Annotated in this window: 15 protein-coding genes; 9 read left to right on the top strand and 6 right to left on the bottom strand. The window is 47.2% G+C overall.

Features of this window, described 5'->3' with window-relative positions; genetic code table 11:
- Positions 1–168: 168 nt before the first annotated feature.
- From AKG09_RS07025 to AKG09_RS07045, 5 genes are all read right to left on the bottom strand, one after another.
- Positions 169–729 (bottom strand): SCP2 domain-containing protein, encoded by a 561-nt coding sequence (locus AKG09_RS07025; RefSeq protein WP_054618750.1) that lies wholly within the window; start codon positions 727–729, stop codon positions 169–171.
- Between the two features lie 105 nt (positions 730–834).
- On the bottom strand, positions 835–1,590 hold the full coding sequence (locus AKG09_RS07030; protein WP_082391876.1) for an NAD(P)-dependent oxidoreductase: 756 nt from the start codon (positions 1,588–1,590) through the stop codon (positions 835–837).
- A gap of 18 nt (positions 1,591–1,608) precedes the next feature.
- Entirely contained in the window at positions 1,609–2,685 is a 1,077-nt protein-coding gene (pheA, locus tag AKG09_RS07035; RefSeq protein ID WP_054618751.1) for a prephenate dehydratase, read from the bottom strand.
- A gap of 82 nt (positions 2,686–2,767) precedes the next feature.
- On the bottom strand, positions 2,768–3,985 hold the full coding sequence (locus AKG09_RS07040; protein ID WP_054618752.1) for a multidrug effflux MFS transporter: 1,218 nt from the start codon (positions 3,983–3,985) through the stop codon (positions 2,768–2,770).
- 207 nt (positions 3,986–4,192) lie between these two features.
- Positions 4,193–7,303: a DNA translocase FtsK gene (locus tag AKG09_RS07045; RefSeq protein WP_054618753.1), complete on the bottom strand. Its 3,111-nt coding sequence runs from the start codon at positions 7,301–7,303 to the stop codon at positions 4,193–4,195.
- Between the two features lie 324 nt (positions 7,304–7,627).
- On the opposite strand from AKG09_RS07045, the gene AKG09_RS07050 reads away from it, so the two are divergent.
- Positions 7,628–8,317 (top strand): energy-coupling factor ABC transporter permease, encoded by a 690-nt coding sequence (locus tag AKG09_RS07050; RefSeq protein WP_054618754.1) that lies wholly within the window; start codon positions 7,628–7,630, stop codon positions 8,315–8,317.
- Positions 8,318–8,381: 64 nt separating this feature from the next.
- On the opposite strand, the gene plsY is transcribed toward AKG09_RS07050, so the two are convergent.
- Positions 8,382–8,987 carry a glycerol-3-phosphate 1-O-acyltransferase PlsY gene (gene plsY, locus AKG09_RS07055; protein WP_054618909.1) on the bottom strand — a complete coding sequence of 202 codons (606 nt, stop codon included), beginning with the start codon at positions 8,985–8,987 and terminating at the stop codon, positions 8,382–8,384.
- 63 nt (positions 8,988–9,050) lie between these two features.
- On the opposite strand from plsY, the gene folB reads away from it, so the two are divergent.
- From folB to hemW, 8 genes are all read left to right on the top strand, one after another.
- Entirely contained in the window at positions 9,051–9,401 is a 351-nt protein-coding gene (folB, locus tag AKG09_RS07060) for a dihydroneopterin aldolase (RefSeq protein WP_054618755.1), read from the top strand.
- Between the two features lie 460 nt (positions 9,402–9,861).
- Positions 9,862–12,036: an ATP-binding protein gene (locus tag AKG09_RS07065; protein ID WP_054618756.1), complete on the top strand. Its 2,175-nt coding sequence runs from the start codon at positions 9,862–9,864 to the stop codon at positions 12,034–12,036.
- A 34-nt stretch (positions 12,037–12,070) separates the two neighbouring features.
- A complete protein-coding gene (locus AKG09_RS07070; RefSeq protein WP_054618757.1) occupies positions 12,071–12,436 on the top strand; it encodes a response regulator in 366 nt (121 codons plus the stop codon).
- 15 nt (positions 12,437–12,451) lie between these two features.
- Positions 12,452–12,910 (top strand): chemotaxis protein CheX, encoded by a 459-nt coding sequence (locus AKG09_RS07075; RefSeq protein WP_054618758.1) that lies wholly within the window; start codon positions 12,452–12,454, stop codon positions 12,908–12,910.
- A gap of 475 nt (positions 12,911–13,385) precedes the next feature.
- Entirely contained in the window at positions 13,386–14,594 is a 1,209-nt protein-coding gene (locus AKG09_RS07085; RefSeq protein ID WP_054618760.1) for a uracil-xanthine permease family protein, read from the top strand.
- 138 nt (positions 14,595–14,732) lie between these two features.
- Positions 14,733–14,963, top strand: coding sequence for an NGO_0222 family membrane protein (locus AKG09_RS07090; RefSeq protein ID WP_054618761.1), 231 nt, complete (start codon positions 14,733–14,735; stop codon positions 14,961–14,963).
- 9 nt (positions 14,964–14,972) lie between these two features.
- Positions 14,973–15,572, top strand: a complete 600-nt coding sequence (rdgB, locus tag AKG09_RS07095; RefSeq protein WP_054618762.1) for an RdgB/HAM1 family non-canonical purine NTP pyrophosphatase — start codon at positions 14,973–14,975, stop codon at positions 15,570–15,572.
- Positions 15,573–15,582: 10 nt separating this feature from the next.
- Entirely contained in the window at positions 15,583–16,758 is a 1,176-nt protein-coding gene (gene hemW, locus AKG09_RS07100) for a radical SAM family heme chaperone HemW (RefSeq protein WP_054618763.1), read from the top strand.
- The last annotated feature ends 152 nt before the right edge of the window (positions 16,759–16,910 follow it).

The following is a 16,910-nucleotide window of genomic DNA, read 5'->3' on the forward strand; positions in this document are numbered from 1 at the left end:
TGGTATCGTTCGCTTTGGGTCAGTTGTGTGTAGCTCATGGCAATCTTTCTTGTCAGGAAAGGCCGTATGCTACCGCATACTGGCCTTTTTCTGTTGCGGAAAGTTGCACTTCAAATCCGAATCCGCTTAATCAGGTTAAGGCAAAAAAGATTGAGTTATAGATTTCCTTTACCAATTGCGCTCCAGCTTATCCAAACGGGCATGCAAACGCGCCACATCGTCACGCAAGCGGTCCACTTCATCCGCCCATTCGTCAAATTCTTCCCGCGTAATAACGGGGGCACTCTGCTCTTTTGCATAATCCGACGCCTGCCCCATCAGGCTTTGACCGATTTGTTTTAATGTCGCACCCAATTTCTGGGTTCGCATCATGATGCTGCCGGCCGCCGCATCGCCGAATATCCGGCTCAAATCGTCGCTGGCATAATAGCGCAGGCTGCCCAAAAGCGGCAGCAGGTTGAAGCCCAATTCTTGGTCACCTTCTATGCTGAAATCGCCCACTCCCGGCATTTCCCTACGCAAGATCTTTTGCATCGCACTTTCATGAAAAGTTAACACGGTATCGGCGGGTTTATCTGATTCCACCAGAAAGCCGCGCGAATCAAATTGGCCGTGCACGCGCAAACCGGCTAAGTTCAAATCCAGTACGATGCCGTTATAGCCCGCCAATTGCGCCTGTGTTTCAGGGTTTTGTTGAATCAGATGATTAATAATCGGTAAAACAAACATATATTTTCAAATCTTTCAGACAGGCATATCCGACAGCATTTCTAGCATATCAAACACACCGGTTATTCTATCGTGATAAAACTTCTGTTTTGCAAAGCTTAATCATTAAATATCGTCAAACAGCGTACGCACTATCTTGCCGCCGCCATTACCCGTTTCAAATTCGGGAACCGGCAAGCCCAAGCTCCGGGCTTGCGCGGTATAAAATTCTCGTTTGGTAGGATGATCTTGCGCCACAATATTGCGGATGCGTATGCCGTTCGGATTCATTGCCACATTAAACAAAGCGGATACCGCTGCGTCTTGATGTACCATATTTACCCGCTGGCCAGCATTCGGTATGGCGTCACCCCGTTGCAATATGCGGTTTAAGGGATGGCGACTTGCAGAATAAAGCCCGCCCAAACGCATAATATCCACATGTTCAATTCCGCTTTGCAGAAATACGGTTTCTGCCGCCACAATTTTGCGCGCACTTTCTGTTTCAGGCTCAAGCAGGCTTTCTTCATTACATTCACGCTCTCTGCTGCCATAAACGCTGATGCTGCTGGAAAATACCAAATGCTTGATACCATACTCTTTTGCCAAACCACACCAGTTTTTCAGACAGGCATCATAAGCAGCAAAAGGGGTAGGTGGTAATAAACAAATCCAAACTGGTTTATCCGCCCAAGTTTGATCGAATATCGAGCGGTGCTGCGCAATGTCGTTAAAATCAGCGCATTTCAAGCTGATGGGTAAATTGACATCATCGGAAGATAAATTTCTTTTTACCGCTGCTACCTGACAGCCGCTCAAATAAAGTTTCTCTGCCAACGGCCTGCCTAAATAACCCAAACCTAAAATAGCAGCATCTTGCATAGCGCAGCTTTCCGGCAATCAAATAACGGCCAGCGGGTAAGCACCCACCACTTTCACAAACACATTGCGCTCACTGAATTTTTGCAACACCGCCTGCACACGTTCTTCATCAACATGCCCTTCGATGTCGATAAAAAACACATATTCCCACAAACCCGTTTTGCTCGGCCGGCTTTCAAATTTAGTCATCGAAATACCGCCTGCCGTGAACGGTTCCAGCAAAGAGCTGACCGCGCCGGCCTTATTCGGCGTAGAAAACACCAGCGAAGTTTTGTCCTGCCCGCTTGGCACCGTTTCTTGATAACCCAACACCAAAAAGCGAGTTGTGTTGTTGGGTTCGTCTTCGATATTCGAACTGAGTTTGAGCAAGCCGTAGATTTCAGCAGCGGTTTGCCCCGCAATCGCCGCAGCCGAATCATCCAAAGATGCCAATCTTGCCGCTTCACCATTGCTGGATACCGGAATGCGCTCCACCGAATCAGGCAAATGTTTGCTCAGCCAAGCCTGACATTGCGCCAAAGCTTGTGCATGGGCATACACTTTTTTCAAGCCCTCCATGCCTTCCCGCTTACGCAAAAGATTATGGTGAATACGCAAAATCACTTCGCCGCAAGCTTTCAACGGGCTGGCCACCAGCAAATCCAAAGTTCGGCCAACCGAACCTTCGGTTGAGTTTTCCACTGGCACCACAGCATAATCCGCCTGCTTGGCCTCCACCAAGCGCATACACTCATCCACCGTAGCACACGCCCGCGTATGGGCGGCATGACCAAAATGCTTGATAGCCGCCTGCTGGGTAAACGTACCTTCCGGGCCAAGATAAGCGATCGTTAACGGCCGCTCCACGGCCAAGCATTCGCTCATGATTTCACGGAAAAGGCGTGCAACAGATTCACCGGAAAGAGGCCCTTGGTTCAGCTCCTTAATACGCAACAAAACCTGCGCTTCCCGCTCGGGGCGATAAACCACGCCGGTGCCTTTCAATTCGCCGATTGCGCGTGCATGAGACGCCCGCCGGTTTAACAAGCTTAATATTTCTGCATCTATTTCATCAATCGCCTGCCGGTGCGGCAACAATTTTTCATCGGAAGACATAAAAACTTTCTTTTATAGGATTTTATCGTCAAGCATTTTACATGATTAATGCCTGTCTGAAAGCGTTCAGACAGGCATTTTATCAATGAACACGCTTCGCCAACCAAACTTCTCGCGAATAAAACCAAAGCAAACTGATACCGCATATACTCGAAGTCAGCATCATGCCTACCATCACATGCGCTGAGCCGTCATGCAGCACCGTGGTCAGCCAGCCCATAAACGCACCGATCAAAGAACTGGAAGCCATCAGCAAAGCATTGGCCGTTCCACCCTCAGCCTTAAAATAGCTCATAAAACACGTTTGCGTATTGGCTGTGATCAAGCCTTGGGTTCCAACCGAAATCATCGCAAAGCCAACCAATAATGCCATAGGCGGCAAACCGAAACCGAACACGGACAACGCCAAACAGATATTGGCAAACATTTGAACCAAAACACCCCATTTCAGAATGTCTTCCGCATTTTTACCCGTTTTCAGCTGATAAGCTGTTAAACGGTTAAACGCCGCCATCATGATAATGTTGCAGCCAAACAGCCAAGCATAAGCATGCGGGCTGACACCGTATAACTTCATATATACAAATGGCGATTCCGTGATAAATGCAAACATAGAAGAAAAGCTGAACGCTTGGAAAAACAGAAAACCTAAAGCAGGTTTGGTGCGTAAAACTTTCCGATAACGCGCCCACATATCCGCAACAAACGATCCATCGAATTTTCCACAGTGCGCCGAATGTGGCAGAAAATAATAAATCAGCGCCCAAACCAATACTGCATAAACCGTCAAAAAAGCAAAAATCAACCGCCAGCCGCCTAAAATCTGCAAAACCGAACCCAACATAGGCGCAACCAGCGGCGCGCCCATCATAATGATGCCGATTAATGCAAACATCTGTCCGGCCTGCCGCCCTTCATAATGGTCGCGCACCACAGCCCCCGCCATAACCGCCGCCATGCCCGCGCCCAAAGCCTGCACAGCCCGCAAAACCAATAACTGCTCCGCCGTTTGCAGCAAAGCCAACCCCAAACTCGCAGAAATATAAACAGCCAAACCGCTCAATGCCACAACTCTGCGCCCTTTAATATCCGAAACAGAGCCGCCTACAAACTGCCCGACAGCCACGCCCAGCAAGAATGTGCTGAGGCTTTTTTCAATCATATGGATATCTGCATTCAGCTCTTCCGAAATTTGAACCAGCGCAGGCAGATAGCCATCAACAGAAAGCGGCATCAGTGCCGTCATAGTGGCCAGTAAGAAAGCCATTTGTTTATCGGTTAAAACGCGTTTCCCTTGCATTTATGTCTCTTTATATAAAAATTATGCGGTGAATCAAAAGCAAACCGCCTTTTCAGGCGGCTTTGATCGATTACTAAACTTACTTTTCTAACCTAATATGGCAAGAAAACTCAACAATTCATTACAGCGTTGCTTTGGTTTGACTGAAGATTGAATTTTTCAGCTGCTGAGTTTATCAAAATTTTCTTACCAAAAATTCAATCCAAATCAATCCAAATGCGCCGAACTCTGCACCAGAATGGTTCGCTTGCCGTTTGGTTCGGCCGGTGAAATCACACCATTGGCTTCCATCATGTCAAACAACGTAGCCGCGCGGTTATAACCTATACGCAAATGGCGTTGGAGATTAGAGATGCTCGGCTTCTGAGTTTTAAGAATGGTTGCGACCGCTTCATCATAAAGTTCGTCACGGTCGTTATTGCCGCCCGGCGCATTGCTAAATATGTCATCACCGGCCGCTCCTGCGCTCAAAATATCATCAATATAATCCGGTTCACCGAATTGCTTCAGGTATTCGGCCACGGCATGCACTTCACTGTCCTGCACAAAAGCGCCGTGAACACGCTTCGGATAGCCTGTACCCGGCGGCAGGAATAACATATCGCCTTGCCCAAGCAGGTTTTCTGCACCCATTTGGTCGAGAATGGTGCGGCTATCCACTTTACTTGACACTTGGAATGCGATGCGCGTGGGAATATTGGCTTTAATCAGCCCCGTAATCACATCCACGCTCGGACGTTGAGTTGCCAAAATCAGATGGATACCGGCTGCGCGTGCTTTTTGTGCGAGGCGGGCAATCAACTCTTCGATTTTCTTACCCGCCGTCATCATCAAATCGGCAAACTCATCGACCACCACCACAATAAACGGCAGTTTTTCCAACGGTTCCGGATCGTCCGGCGTGAGTGTGAACGGATTGGTAATTTTTTCGCCGCGCGCTGCCGCTTCGGCAATTTTTTGGTTAAATCCGGCCAGATTGCGCACACCGAAATGGCTCATCAGGCGGTAACGTTTTTCCATTTCGTTTACACACCAGTTCAACGCATTAGCAGCCAGTTTCATATCGGTTACCACCGGCGCCAGCAAATGCGGTATCCCTTCATAAATGCTCAATTCCAGCATTTTCGGGTCTATCATAATCATGCGCACATCTTCGGGCGATGCTTTGAACAACATGGAAAGAATCATGGCGTTCACACCCACCGATTTACCCGAGCCGGTTGTACCCGCCACCAGCAGATGCGGCGCTTTAGCCAAATCGGTTACCACCGGCTGCCCGGTGATATCCTGCCCTAAGGCTAGCGTCAGTTTGGAGGCGCTGTCGCGGAAAGCGGGGGAATTGAAAATTTCGCTCAACCGAATAACTTGGCGGCGCGGATTAGGCAATTCCAAACCCATACAGGTTTTACCCGGAATGGTTTCCACCACCCGTATAGAAGCCACACCAAGCGAGCGGGCAAGATCTTTTTCCAAGTTCAATACGGCATTACCGCGAACACCTACGTCCGGCTCGATTTCATAGCGCGTAATCACTGGGCCGGCATAAGCATCCAGCACTTTAACTTTAACTTTAAATTCAGCCAGCTTTTCTTCGATGGTTATGCTGTTTTCCAGCAATGCTTCTTCGCTCTGCGTTGCTGCCGCATCAAACTGCGGTGGCAACAACAAAGACACATCCGGCAGAACCATGCCTGTCTGAAAAACTGTTTCATGATGTTGTAATTGCGGCTGCGGCACGCTGTTGCAAATCTGCTCAGGCATGGTATTTTCAGACAGGCCTGTCTGGCGTTCCACATTGATTGTATTATTTTCTGCTGTCTGACCAACCTCTGCATCATAAACCGGCTGCGCTATTTCCGGTGCCGACTCACTGATTAAACGCTCACGAATCAATGAATCGGGAGAATCAGTAATGTGTGCATTCACCACAGGTGCAGGAGCAGCCATCTGCAAAGGCTGGGTATCGCGGTTAAATACCGGTGGTTCAGGAATATCCACAACCGGCTTAGGCGTTTCAGGCACAGGCGGAGGCTCCACCACCGTAGCATTCGGTGCGGGCGGTGTGTTGATCACCGGTTGCACAGGCTTCTCAATATTACGGGCTTGATAAAGCGGCACGGAAGCCGGTTTGTTTAAACCGGCAGCGACCATAGGACGGGGCCGTTGAACTTGTGTCAGCTGAGCCTGCTCGATGCGCGTGGTTTCCGGTATTACGCTCTCATGCACGGCACTGCTGGCTCTGCGGAAGCGACGCCCCGCAGGCAGGCCGTTGCGTACGCTATTGAAAAAGATTTCTTCCAAAGGAATAACATCGGGATTGGGCTGGTTCTGACTCTCACCAAGGATTTGTGCATGGCGGCGGTTATAATGGGAAATACGCTGCCATTGCAGATTAGTTTGAATATCTGTTGCATCGATTACCGTATGTTTAGGCGGCAAATGACGAACCTCATGCGCCTCCGGACGATAATTTTCAATATACAGTTTATTGACTTCCGCCAAAGTTCTAGCTCGGGTGCGCATAACGGCGGGATCGTCCAGCGTAATGGTTTTTCTTGGTTCTGACGATTTCAAACGCTCATCATTGGCAGCTTGGGAAACTTGCAAATGCTCAGGCTCGTCTATCCACGGGCTGCGGGTAGCCTCTTCCAATGTAATCACAGGTAAATCCGCCGCAGGTTTATGCGGCTTGCGCAACATTTGCGGATCCATGTCGAAATCTATAATCTTCGGCACGGCACGCGGCATTGCACGGCCGGATATAAATTCGTCAAAAGCGGCATGCTGTTTTTCTGCCTGCTCTTCTTCATGTTCGGCCAAATAAGAAGCAATCGAAAGCGTGTTGCTGGAAGTGTGCACGGGATTGCGACCGAGCATCTGCCGCAAACGGTCGGCGGCTTGCGTGCTGCTGCTTTCCATATCGGGGACTTCGGCAAAACCAGTTTCACGATTTTGCGTATCTGCAAAAATAGGTAGCTCATCCAACTTACCTTGCTCTTCCGGATTGAGCTTACCCATCAACGCATCCAGCTTACGCACCCGTTTAGGTGCAATTTCCCTTAATTTTTCAACTGTCCGCTCATATACAGCCTGACTTGCTTCTGCTGCTTTACGGGTATCACGGCTGTTTTGCAGATTGGGGCCGGCGCCTCTGATTTCTTTGGCTTCTCTGACATTATCCGGCAAATCGGGGCGCTCGTTTTCGTGGCGGCGCAGATAGGTCATTTCCATCTGCCACTCGCGCTCCTGGCGCTGGCGGAACCATAACAGGCCGCCTATCGCCGCGATGAGAATAATGAGTAAAACAGTCCATAACATACAAAAGCAGCCTTCGCTCGGTTTTCTTGCAAAGCGGCTATTTTAACGTGTTTTTAGGTTTTCTTCTATTGATTGCGTAGGTAAAACAATATGCAAAGAAACATTCTTTCAGACAGGCACTCTGACATCTTTGCCAAACTATCAGGTATAAAAGCGGCTCGAAGTATCTAGCCCATATGGACCGCCCGATAAGTGCGGGCATATCATCCATCATACAAAACCGAATGCGCGAGTGATGCATCCACACCAAAATCCGCCGCAAATGGTGTTTGCAAAAGTCTCAATCTTTGTATAATGCGCCCATATCGAAAATAAGGTTAGGTTATGAATTTTTCTGCCGAATGGTTTGAACTTACATGGCTTTATGCTGCCGGTTGTGTGCTTTTTTTAGTGCTGGCTGTAACCGCAAAAAAAGCATGGGCAGTGTTGCAATACCGGCCGCGCGTAGCGGCTGCGGCACTCATATGGCTGGCTTTGCTTTGGATTCTTCGTGCCGGTATAGACAGCGGGCAGCTGAGCGGCATGAACTATCATTTGATCGGCATGAGCCTGGTAACACTAATGTTGGGCGCTCCTGCTGCATTTTGGCTCGCAACCCTGCTTTTTTTGCCCTATTTGATTATCACAGGCGGTGTATCAAGCTCTGTCGTATTTGCCATCAATGCCCTTTTGCTTTTACTACCACCTGTTTTGATATGCCGCCTACTGCTGACTTTGGTACAGCGCTATCTGCCTCCTAATCTCTTTATCTATATTTTTGTAAACGGGTTTATTGCCGCAGCTATCGGCATGCTGTTTACCGGTGCACTGATTGTAACGGCTTTGGAGCATTCGCTTGCTTTCCCGGGCGTTTCACTCTGGGATGCTTCGTTCAAAGTCTTTTTTCTGATTGCCTGGGGAGAAGCATTTCTAAGCGGTATTCTGGCAGCCATTTTCGTAGCGCTTGCTCCCTCAATGCTGGCAACATTCGACGATACCCGTTATTTAAACCGCAAGGCAGACATCTGGAAATAAAATAATGCCAGTCTGAAAAGTTTTTCAGACTGGCATTATTGATCACACTACAGATCAATCAATATCATTCCGCTTTGTCACCGATTTTGCTCTCTTCGCCCTTTATCAGCTTTTCGATATTGCTTTTGTGCCTGAACAAAACCAACAAGGCAATAATCAGTGCCGCCCACTTCCATGAACCATAAGGCATCAGAAAATACGCAGCAATCGGGCTAACAAGCGTTGCAGTTAATGCGGCCAGAGAAGACACTTTAAAGCCCAAAGCCATCACCATCCATACAGCCGCACACACCAATGCTGTCGGCCAAGAAAGTGCCAGCAAAACCCCCAGTGCCGTCGCCACACCTTTTCCGCCTTTAAACCCGAAAAACACCGGCCACATGTGCCCTACCAGCGCCGCCACCGCTACTCCGGCGATAGTGGCGTTACTTAAGCCCAAACTATCTTGCAACGCAAGAGCCAACCACACTGCAACCAAGCCTTTAAGCGCATCACCCAAAAGTGTTAAGGCTGCTGCCTTTTTTTTGCCGCTGCGTAATACATTGGTCGCCCCCGGATTACCCGAACCATAAGTACGCGGATCATCCATACCGTAAAGTTTCGACACAATTACCGCAAAAGAAAGTGATCCGATCAGATAAGCCGCAATTACGGCCAGTAAATTTGCCAACATAATGATGGTTTGCTTTAGAATAAGACCACGTCATTCTAACTGAAACGGTTGAAAAACAAAATGGATAAAATCTTCTTGCACGGCATGAAAGCCGATACCCTGATCGGTGTATATGCCTGGGAGCGCGAACAAAAACAAACTTTGCTTTTCGATTTGGATATAGGTGTCCCGAAACAATCCGCAATCTCCGATAACATTGCCGATACCATACATTATGCAGACGTCTGCCAAGCTATCCGCCACAGTTTAGACAGCCAGAATTTCATGTTGCTTGAAGCCTTAGCCGAGCATGTGGCCGAACTGGTTTTACAAGATTTCGGCGCATTGTGGGTGCGTGTTCGCGTGGTCAAACCCGGCATTTTGCAAGGGGTAAGGGAGACAGGTGTAGAAATAGAGCGCACAGCGGAATAATCAGCTTAACTAATGCCTGTCTGAAACCGCCCAGGTGGTTTTCAGACAGGCATTTCAAAACAATCGGTAGTTATTTTCAACAAGCGGTATGTTTTAATACAACAATATCGTAGACAATCGATTTTTTTATATCTTTGATTTTCTTACAAATGACATTTTTTCATTTAAATTTCGCCAGAATAATTTCAACCCAAGCATTGTAACAATCAAAATTATTTTGATATATTTCAATCCTAAACGGATGCAAGGCGCGCGGGGAAAACATATTAATCAAACCGCTTTGCTTTCTCAGTTCAGATTAAAGATGCTTAAGCCATATAAAGCATGTAACCAGTCTCGCAATTAAATTTTTTAGTTTTTTAGTGTGTAGTCTTTAACGAGACCTTTTGTTGGCATAAGCCGGCTACTCCGGCGGCCTTCATTTTTGCTATTTTAGCTTTTTATTAGGGGATAAAAGAATATGTTTCACGCACGAAATGTGTCTGGTCTTGAAAAGCTCAACCAATCACCGGTTAAACGCTACCGAAAAGTAACCATATCCGTTGCCGTATTGTTGGCGCTTGTATCGGGTGTGATGTTTACCAGCAGCCGTATTTCAGAACAAATCCAAATCAATCAAGCTCAAATCGATGCCGCAGGCACACTTAGCGACAACGCTTACAATATCCTCTCTTCCACCCAAGTTCTACAAATCTTAGCGCTGGAAAAACACGACGCAAAAAAACACCGGCATGAAAAGTCTCATGCCGATCATCATGCAAACCTCAAAACAAATGATGAAAACAGCATCAAAGAGCAAGAAAATCTCAAAGAATCCTCTCTCACCTTTCAACAAATCATCGATCTACTTGATAAAGGCGGAAACTATGACTTTGTTGCAGATCACCAATCGCTTAAACCATTAAAAGCTGCAGATACACGCAAAGAGTTGCAAAAAATTCAGGATATTTGGAAAGAATATTCCCCACTGATTCAAGCAGTGTTAAAACATGATGTTACCAATCAACAAGGTAATCCCGAATTCGCACATGAAGTTTCCGAATTTGCCCGCGATCACCATGAAGAATTATACGAATATATTGATAACATCATTGTCGCTCTAAACGATGATATGAATGAAAAAGCTGAGTTACTGCAAAATATTCAAATTGCAGGTATCACTGCTTCTCTAATCTATTTCCTGTTATTCGTCGGCTTCTTCATGCGCCGTTTAGGTAAATCCGACCAAGCTGCTGCTGCTGCACGGAATGAAACCAAAGAAATCCTGCAAACAGTCGGCAGTGGCTTGTTTTTGCTGGATAGAGAAATGGAAATCGGTTCACAATACTCAAAAGAACTGGAGCGCTTGCTAGGTAAAACAGATCTCAGCGGCAAAAACCTGCTGGAAATTTTATCAGACATGGCATCCAATCCGAGAGATTTGGATACTGCCGGCAGCTTTGTGCAACAGCTCTATAATCCCCGCACCAAAGAGCGCCTGATTGCAGGATTGAACCCCTTAATCCGCTGCCCGATGAAAGTAGCAAAAGAATCGGGTGAAAAAGAAACCCGTTATCTCGATTTCAAATTCAACCGCGTATACCATGCGGATGAAATTGTTAGGGTGCTTGTCAATGTCAACGATGTAACAGACGCTGTATTGCTTGAAAATAAAATCGAGGCGGAACGCGAGCAAAATGATTTGCGCATGGAAATGCTCAATACCATTTTAAAAGCAGACCCGCAACTTCTTTCCGACTTTATCCAACACACTAAAAAACGCAATAAAAACATTAACGAAACACTTAAAAAACCAGGCCAGCGCCAAACAGATTTTGAAGAAAAAATCCGCACCATTTTCCGTGAAGTACATAGTTTGAAGGGAGATGCCAGCTCTCTCAGCCTTCATGGTTTCGTGTCACTTGCCGAAGTATTGGAAAATTCTTTAAAAGAGCTGCAACGCAAAACCGCATTGGTAGGCGAAGACTTTCTTCCACTTACTGTATCTTTGGAAGAATTATTCAGCCTAACTGATGTTATTGAAGATTTAAGCAACCGGATTGCCGGCAACAATTCGGCAGCCCAAGCTGTATTCAATGCAGAGCCGGTAAAAGAACAATTATCCAAATTCGTAAAAGAGCTTGCTGAACGCAACAATAAGGTAGTTGATTTCAGCTGCATAGGAATGGACAACATTCCTCTGAATGTACACCTGAAAAGCCATCTAAACGAATTGGCCGTACAAATGCTCAGAAATGCTGTCGTACACGGTATCGAAACACCTGAAAACCGCTTACATGCACACAAACTACCATCCGGCCATCTGCGTTTGGATATGGAAGAAACGGGTGACGCAATTAAGTTAACCGTTCAAGATGACGGCGCGGGAATTGACCATGAAAAAATCCGCAGCAAATTAATTCAGAATGGCACATATACTCACGAGGAAGCAGCAAAATTGAATGTAACCGGGCTGGTTCAGCAAATTTTCATTCACGGCTTCTCCACTATGGAAAACAGCAATGAAGATGCTGGACGGGGCGTTGGTATGGACATTGTCAAAGAAAAAGTACGGCAGCTCGGCGGCAAGATCTCTCTTGCAACCAAAGTGGGCGCCTATACCAGAATCGTGTTAACCATTCCGAAAAAACTCTAATGATATTTAATTCAAATATAAAGAAAGGGCCGGTATGCCAACAATTATGATTGTTGATGATTCCAATGTCATCCGCAACCGTATCACCCGAAATTCAGAAAACACCGGATTCGAGGTAGTAGCCACCGCTAGCAACGGCACTGATGCTATCGGGCTTTACGAGATACTACGTCCGGATTTGGTTACCATGGATCTGACCATGCCGAAAACGGACGGTCTGACCTGCATACAACGCATTATTGAATTAAATGATAATGCAAATATCCTGGTAATTTCTGCGCTTGCCGACAAAGCCACCGGCATTAAAGCCTTGGAATATGGTGCCCGCGGCTTCCTTTATAAACCTTTTTCAGATGAAGAACTTTTCGATGCATTGAAAGAAATGACCGAAGATTTGTAAGCCGAAAGATGTAAGATGAAAGAATCTCAATTACAAGTATTCTTGGAAGGTGTTCAACAATACTTCCAACATGTAGCAAACGAAGAAATTTCAATCGGAACCCCTTATCTGGTTGAAAACACCATACCGGCCGCTCAACAATATTCAGGTGTTATCGCCATTTCCGGCTACGCTAACGGTATCGTCTATTTCACATCCCCTGAAGAACTGGCACAACGTTTACTGGTTCTTATGGATGAATATGACACTTCGGAAGAAAATGTTATGGACATTATCGGCGAAGTAGCCAACACCATCGCAGGAAATGCCCGTAGAATATTCGGTGAAACCTTGCAAATTTCAGTACCTATCGTTATTCGCGGCGCGCCTGACGAAATTATGCTACCCAGGAGAGACCGCTCTTTCGTCATTCCGATTAAATGGAAATTACACGAAGCAGCCATTGTGATTGCCTTGCAAAAACCGCAGAAATAGGCAAATGCAAATAAAATTTCCAAACAAACTGATATAGCATCATGCCTGTCTGAAAACTGCTTTTCAGACAGGCATTCTTAATATATTCGGAGCCAACCCGAATATTTTTTAATCTCATAATCATCTACTATGTAATCACTGTTTTTTTGTTATACCACCATCGCAATAAAACACATCTTTTCATCCAAAACATTGCGCCACATATTACGATTAATACGGTAAAGCGAATCAACCCTGCATGAAACTTTCAGTTTGCTAACTGATAACAAATATAGTCAATCAGCTTAATCTTCACTACGGCGTTGCCACTTCTTGCCGTACTATCTGTACTGTCTGCGGCTTGCTGCCTTGTATTAAAAATGTATTGATTAACTATATAACCTGGCTCTTTGCTTATGCCTGTCTGAAAATAACCATGCATAAAAAACTGCAAAAAGTTATAATTTGCGCGTTTACGTAAAGAAAGCGCAATTTTATGCAACAACTTAAATTGGCTATTTCCGGCGCACAAATCCTTTTTGTCGCTTTCGGCGCTATGGTTTTAGTGCCTATTCTTACAGGACTCAATCCTGCTATGGCGCTCTTAGGGGCGGGTATCGGCACCTTACTATTTCAAGCCTTTACCAAGCGAAAAGTGCCGATTTTCTTAGGCTCATCTTTTGCTTTCATTGCACCGATTATTTATTCGATACAAGAATGGGGTATGGGCGGCACCATGTTCGGCCTGTTTGCCGCAGGTTTTATGTATTTCTTGTTCGCCACACTCATCAAATGGCGCGGTTTGGAATCAGTAAACCGCTTGTTGCCGCCGGTGGTAATCGGCCCGGTAATTATGGTAATCGGCTTATCAGTGGCAGTCGTTGCCAGCCAGATGGCAATGGGGCAAGCCGGCGGTGAGCAAAAATTCGATTATGTGCAGTCATTATTGCTCTCCGGTTTCACCTTTGCCGTGACAGTAATCATCGCCGTGTTCGGCAGCCGTATGATGAAGCTGATACCGATTTTAATCGGTGTAGGCAGCGGCTATCTGGCCGCGCTGGCAATGGGCTTGGTGGATACTACCGGCATCTCCCAAGCGCCGTGGTTTGCCGTTCCTGAATTCCACACGCCGGAAATCAACTGGCAGGCCGCGCTCTTTATGCTGCCGGTTGCTATTGCTCCGGCTATCGAACACATCGGCGGGGTGATGGCGGTAGGCAAGGTAACCGGCGAAAATTATGCCAAAGACCCCGGTTTGCACCGCACTCTTGCCGGCGACGGCGTAGGCGTATGTGTGGCCGGCTTGATCGGCGGCCCGCCTGTAACAACTTACGGCGAAGTAACCGGTGCAGTGATGCTAACCAAAAATGCCAATCCCGTCATCATGACCTGGGCAGCAATTTTCGCGATTTTTATGGCTTTTTTTGGCAAGTTTAATGCTTTCCTAGCCTCTATTCCGCTGCCTGTGATGGGAGGCGTAATGATTCTGCTGTTTGGCACCATCGCTTCATTGGGTTTAAAAACCCTGATTGACGCACAAGTCGACCTGATGCGCCCCAAGAATCTGGTGATTGTCAGCACCGTGCTTACAACCGGCGTCGGCGGTATGCTGGTTAAGTTTGGCAGCATCAGCTTTGCAGGTGTGGGCTTATGCGCAATTCTGGCAATTATTTTGAACCTTATTCTTCCTGAGAAAAACGCCTGACTTGTCCAATGAATTATGCCTGTCTGAAAACTTTCAGACAGGCATCTGCTATATTAAGATCTAACATAAAGCTCAATACAAAACAGGCAAAAGCCGCTCAATTCGTTATAATCAACATTTCCTCTAAATCAGCGCTCTATGTCCAAACGCAAAACCTATCTGCTGCTAACCGCACTTTTCACCTTATTATTCATTGCCTTGGTAACATTAGGCAGCTATCTTCTGTCGATTCAGAGCAAGCAGTTCGGCATTGCGGCCTTTTTGTTCGCTTTCGGCGCCGTGTTCGGCCAAGTTGCCTGCCTCGCCCTATTTCTACGCGAACACGCCCGCCATAAAATGATGCAAGCCGCTGCCAAGCAAGCAAAATAGGACTAAATCATGTTTGAAAAAATCGTACTCGCCAGCGGTAACGCAGGCAAACTGCGCGAATTTTCGCGCCTGTTTGCCGAAAAAAATATCCAAATCCTGCCACAATCGAATTTCAACGTGTCTGAGTGCCCCGAGCCCTATCTGACTTTCGTTGAAAATGCTTTAGCCAAAGCCCGCCATGCCAGCAAACATTCGGGCTTACCTGCTTTGGCAGACGATTCCGGCATTTGTGCCAACGCACTCGGCGGCGCACCAGGCATATTCTCCGCCCGCTTTGCCGGCGACAATCCGAAATCCGATGCGGCCAACAATGCAAAATTGTCCGCAGAACTCGCCAACCAAGCCGACCAAAGCTGCTATTACGTTTGCGTTTTGGTTTTGGTACGTCACGAAAACGACCCTCAGCCCATTATTGCAGAAGGCATCTGGCGAGGCACATGGCAGCCCGAAGCTGCCGGAACAAACGGTTTCGGCTATGACCCGCATTTTTATGTAGCCGAACACGGCAAAACCGCAGCCGAACTCGCGCCGGAAGTTAAAAACGCCATCAGCCACCGCGCACAAGCGCTCAACGAATTAATGGGCAAAATCAGCGCCGCACAATCCTAAACCTAACACCATGCTTCCCATTTCTTTATCCCAACCCGGCCGGCTTGCCGCCCTGCCGCCGCTATCGTTATACATCCATATTCCGTGGTGCATTCAAAAATGCCCCTATTGCGATTTCAATTCACACACCATCAAATCCGCGCTTGATGAAAACCGCTATATCCAAGCCCTACTCACCGATTTGCAAACCGAGCTGCCGAATATCTGGGGCCGCACGGTGGAAACCGTCTTTATCGGCGGCGGCACACCCAGCGTATTTTCCCCCGAAGCCATCAACGCCCTGCTCTCCGGAGTGCGCTCGCTCTTGAAACTGCAACCGCAAGCCGAGATTACGCTTGAAGCCAATCCGGGCACATTCGAACGGGAAAAATTCCGAGGCTTTAAAGATGCAGGCATTACCCGCCTTTCAATTGGTGTGCAAAGCTTTGATGATGCCTGTCTGAAAGCTTTGGGCCGCATTCACAACAGCACCGAAGCACGCAAAGCCATCGAATCCGCGCAAAACATTTTCGAGAAGGTCAACATTGATTTAATGTATGCCCTGCCAAACCAAACCCTCGAAATGGCGCGCAATGATATTCAGACAGGCATAGCCACCGGCGTAGACCACATCAGCGCCTACCATCTGACAATGGAGCCCAACACCCCTTTCGGCCACACTCCGCCGCCCGGCCTGCCACACGATGAAACCGCGCTCGACATTGAAGAAATTGTGCATCAATCTTTAGCAGAAGCCGGTTTCGAACATTATGAAACCTCCGCCTTCGCCCAGCCCGGCCAACAATGCCGCCACAATCTGAATTACTGGCAATTTGGCGACTATATCGGCATCGGCGCTGGCGCGCACGGCAAAATTTCCTACCCGACCCATATCGAGCGCACCACCCGCCGCCGTCATCCGCAAGATTATCTTGCCGCGATGCAAAGCAATCCGTTTGCCGCTATCGAACGCAAACCGGTTGCCGCCGAAGATTTGGCATTTGAATTTATGATGAATGCCTTAAGACTAAGCGCAGGCGTGCCCTCTGCTTATCTGGAAGAGCGCACAGGTGTCAGCATTGCCCAAGTTGCATCCCAAATCACTCAGGCACAAACACTCGGCCTATTGGAATCCGACCCGTCTCGCTTCGTACCCACCGAACACGGCAAACGGTTTTTGAATGATTTACTTCAATGTTTCCTATAAATTTTCTTGCTACATGATTGAACGGTTTGACCACAGTTCAAAATCTTGGAGCAGCCTGAATAGAAACCATTATTAATGTTTCAAAAGTGATGATGCGCAAATGAAACAATCCAAGCAAGAAGCTTAGCATTCTGTCATCTTGCATTGGACAA

The sequence above is a fragment of the Neisseria sp. 83E34 genome (assembly GCF_001308015.1).
Classification (GTDB): Bacteria; Pseudomonadota; Gammaproteobacteria; order Burkholderiales; family Neisseriaceae; genus Neisseria.

Coding starts and splice junctions, on each gene's coding strand:
- AKG09_RS07045 (WP_054618753.1), bottom strand. CDS start 7,303: ATGTTATGGACTGTTTTACTCATTATTCTCATCGCGGCGATAGGCGGC.
- AKG09_RS07030 (WP_082391876.1), bottom strand. CDS start 1,590: ATGCAAGATGCTGCTATTTTAGGTTTGGGTTATTTAGGCAGGCCGTTG.
- AKG09_RS07090 (WP_054618761.1), top strand. CDS start 14,733: ATGTCCAAACGCAAAACCTATCTGCTGCTAACCGCACTTTTCACCTTA.
- folB (WP_054618755.1), top strand. CDS start 9,051: ATGGATAAAATCTTCTTGCACGGCATGAAAGCCGATACCCTGATCGGT.
- AKG09_RS07085 (WP_054618760.1), top strand. CDS start 13,386: ATGCAACAACTTAAATTGGCTATTTCCGGCGCACAAATCCTTTTTGTC.
- pheA (WP_054618751.1), bottom strand. CDS start 2,685: ATGTCTTCCGATGAAAAATTGTTGCCGCACCGGCAGGCGATTGATGAA.
- AKG09_RS07065 (WP_054618756.1), top strand. CDS start 9,862: ATGTTTCACGCACGAAATGTGTCTGGTCTTGAAAAGCTCAACCAATCA.
- AKG09_RS07025 (WP_054618750.1), bottom strand. CDS start 729: ATGTTTGTTTTACCGATTATTAATCATCTGATTCAACAAAACCCTGAA.
- hemW (WP_054618763.1), top strand. CDS start 15,583: ATGCTTCCCATTTCTTTATCCCAACCCGGCCGGCTTGCCGCCCTGCCG.
- AKG09_RS07040 (WP_054618752.1), bottom strand. CDS start 3,985: ATGCAAGGGAAACGCGTTTTAACCGATAAACAAATGGCTTTCTTACTG.
- AKG09_RS07075 (WP_054618758.1), top strand. CDS start 12,452: ATGAAAGAATCTCAATTACAAGTATTCTTGGAAGGTGTTCAACAATAC.
- AKG09_RS07050 (WP_054618754.1), top strand. CDS start 7,628: ATGAATTTTTCTGCCGAATGGTTTGAACTTACATGGCTTTATGCTGCC.
- rdgB (WP_054618762.1), top strand. CDS start 14,973: ATGTTTGAAAAAATCGTACTCGCCAGCGGTAACGCAGGCAAACTGCGC.
- AKG09_RS07070 (WP_054618757.1), top strand. CDS start 12,071: ATGCCAACAATTATGATTGTTGATGATTCCAATGTCATCCGCAACCGT.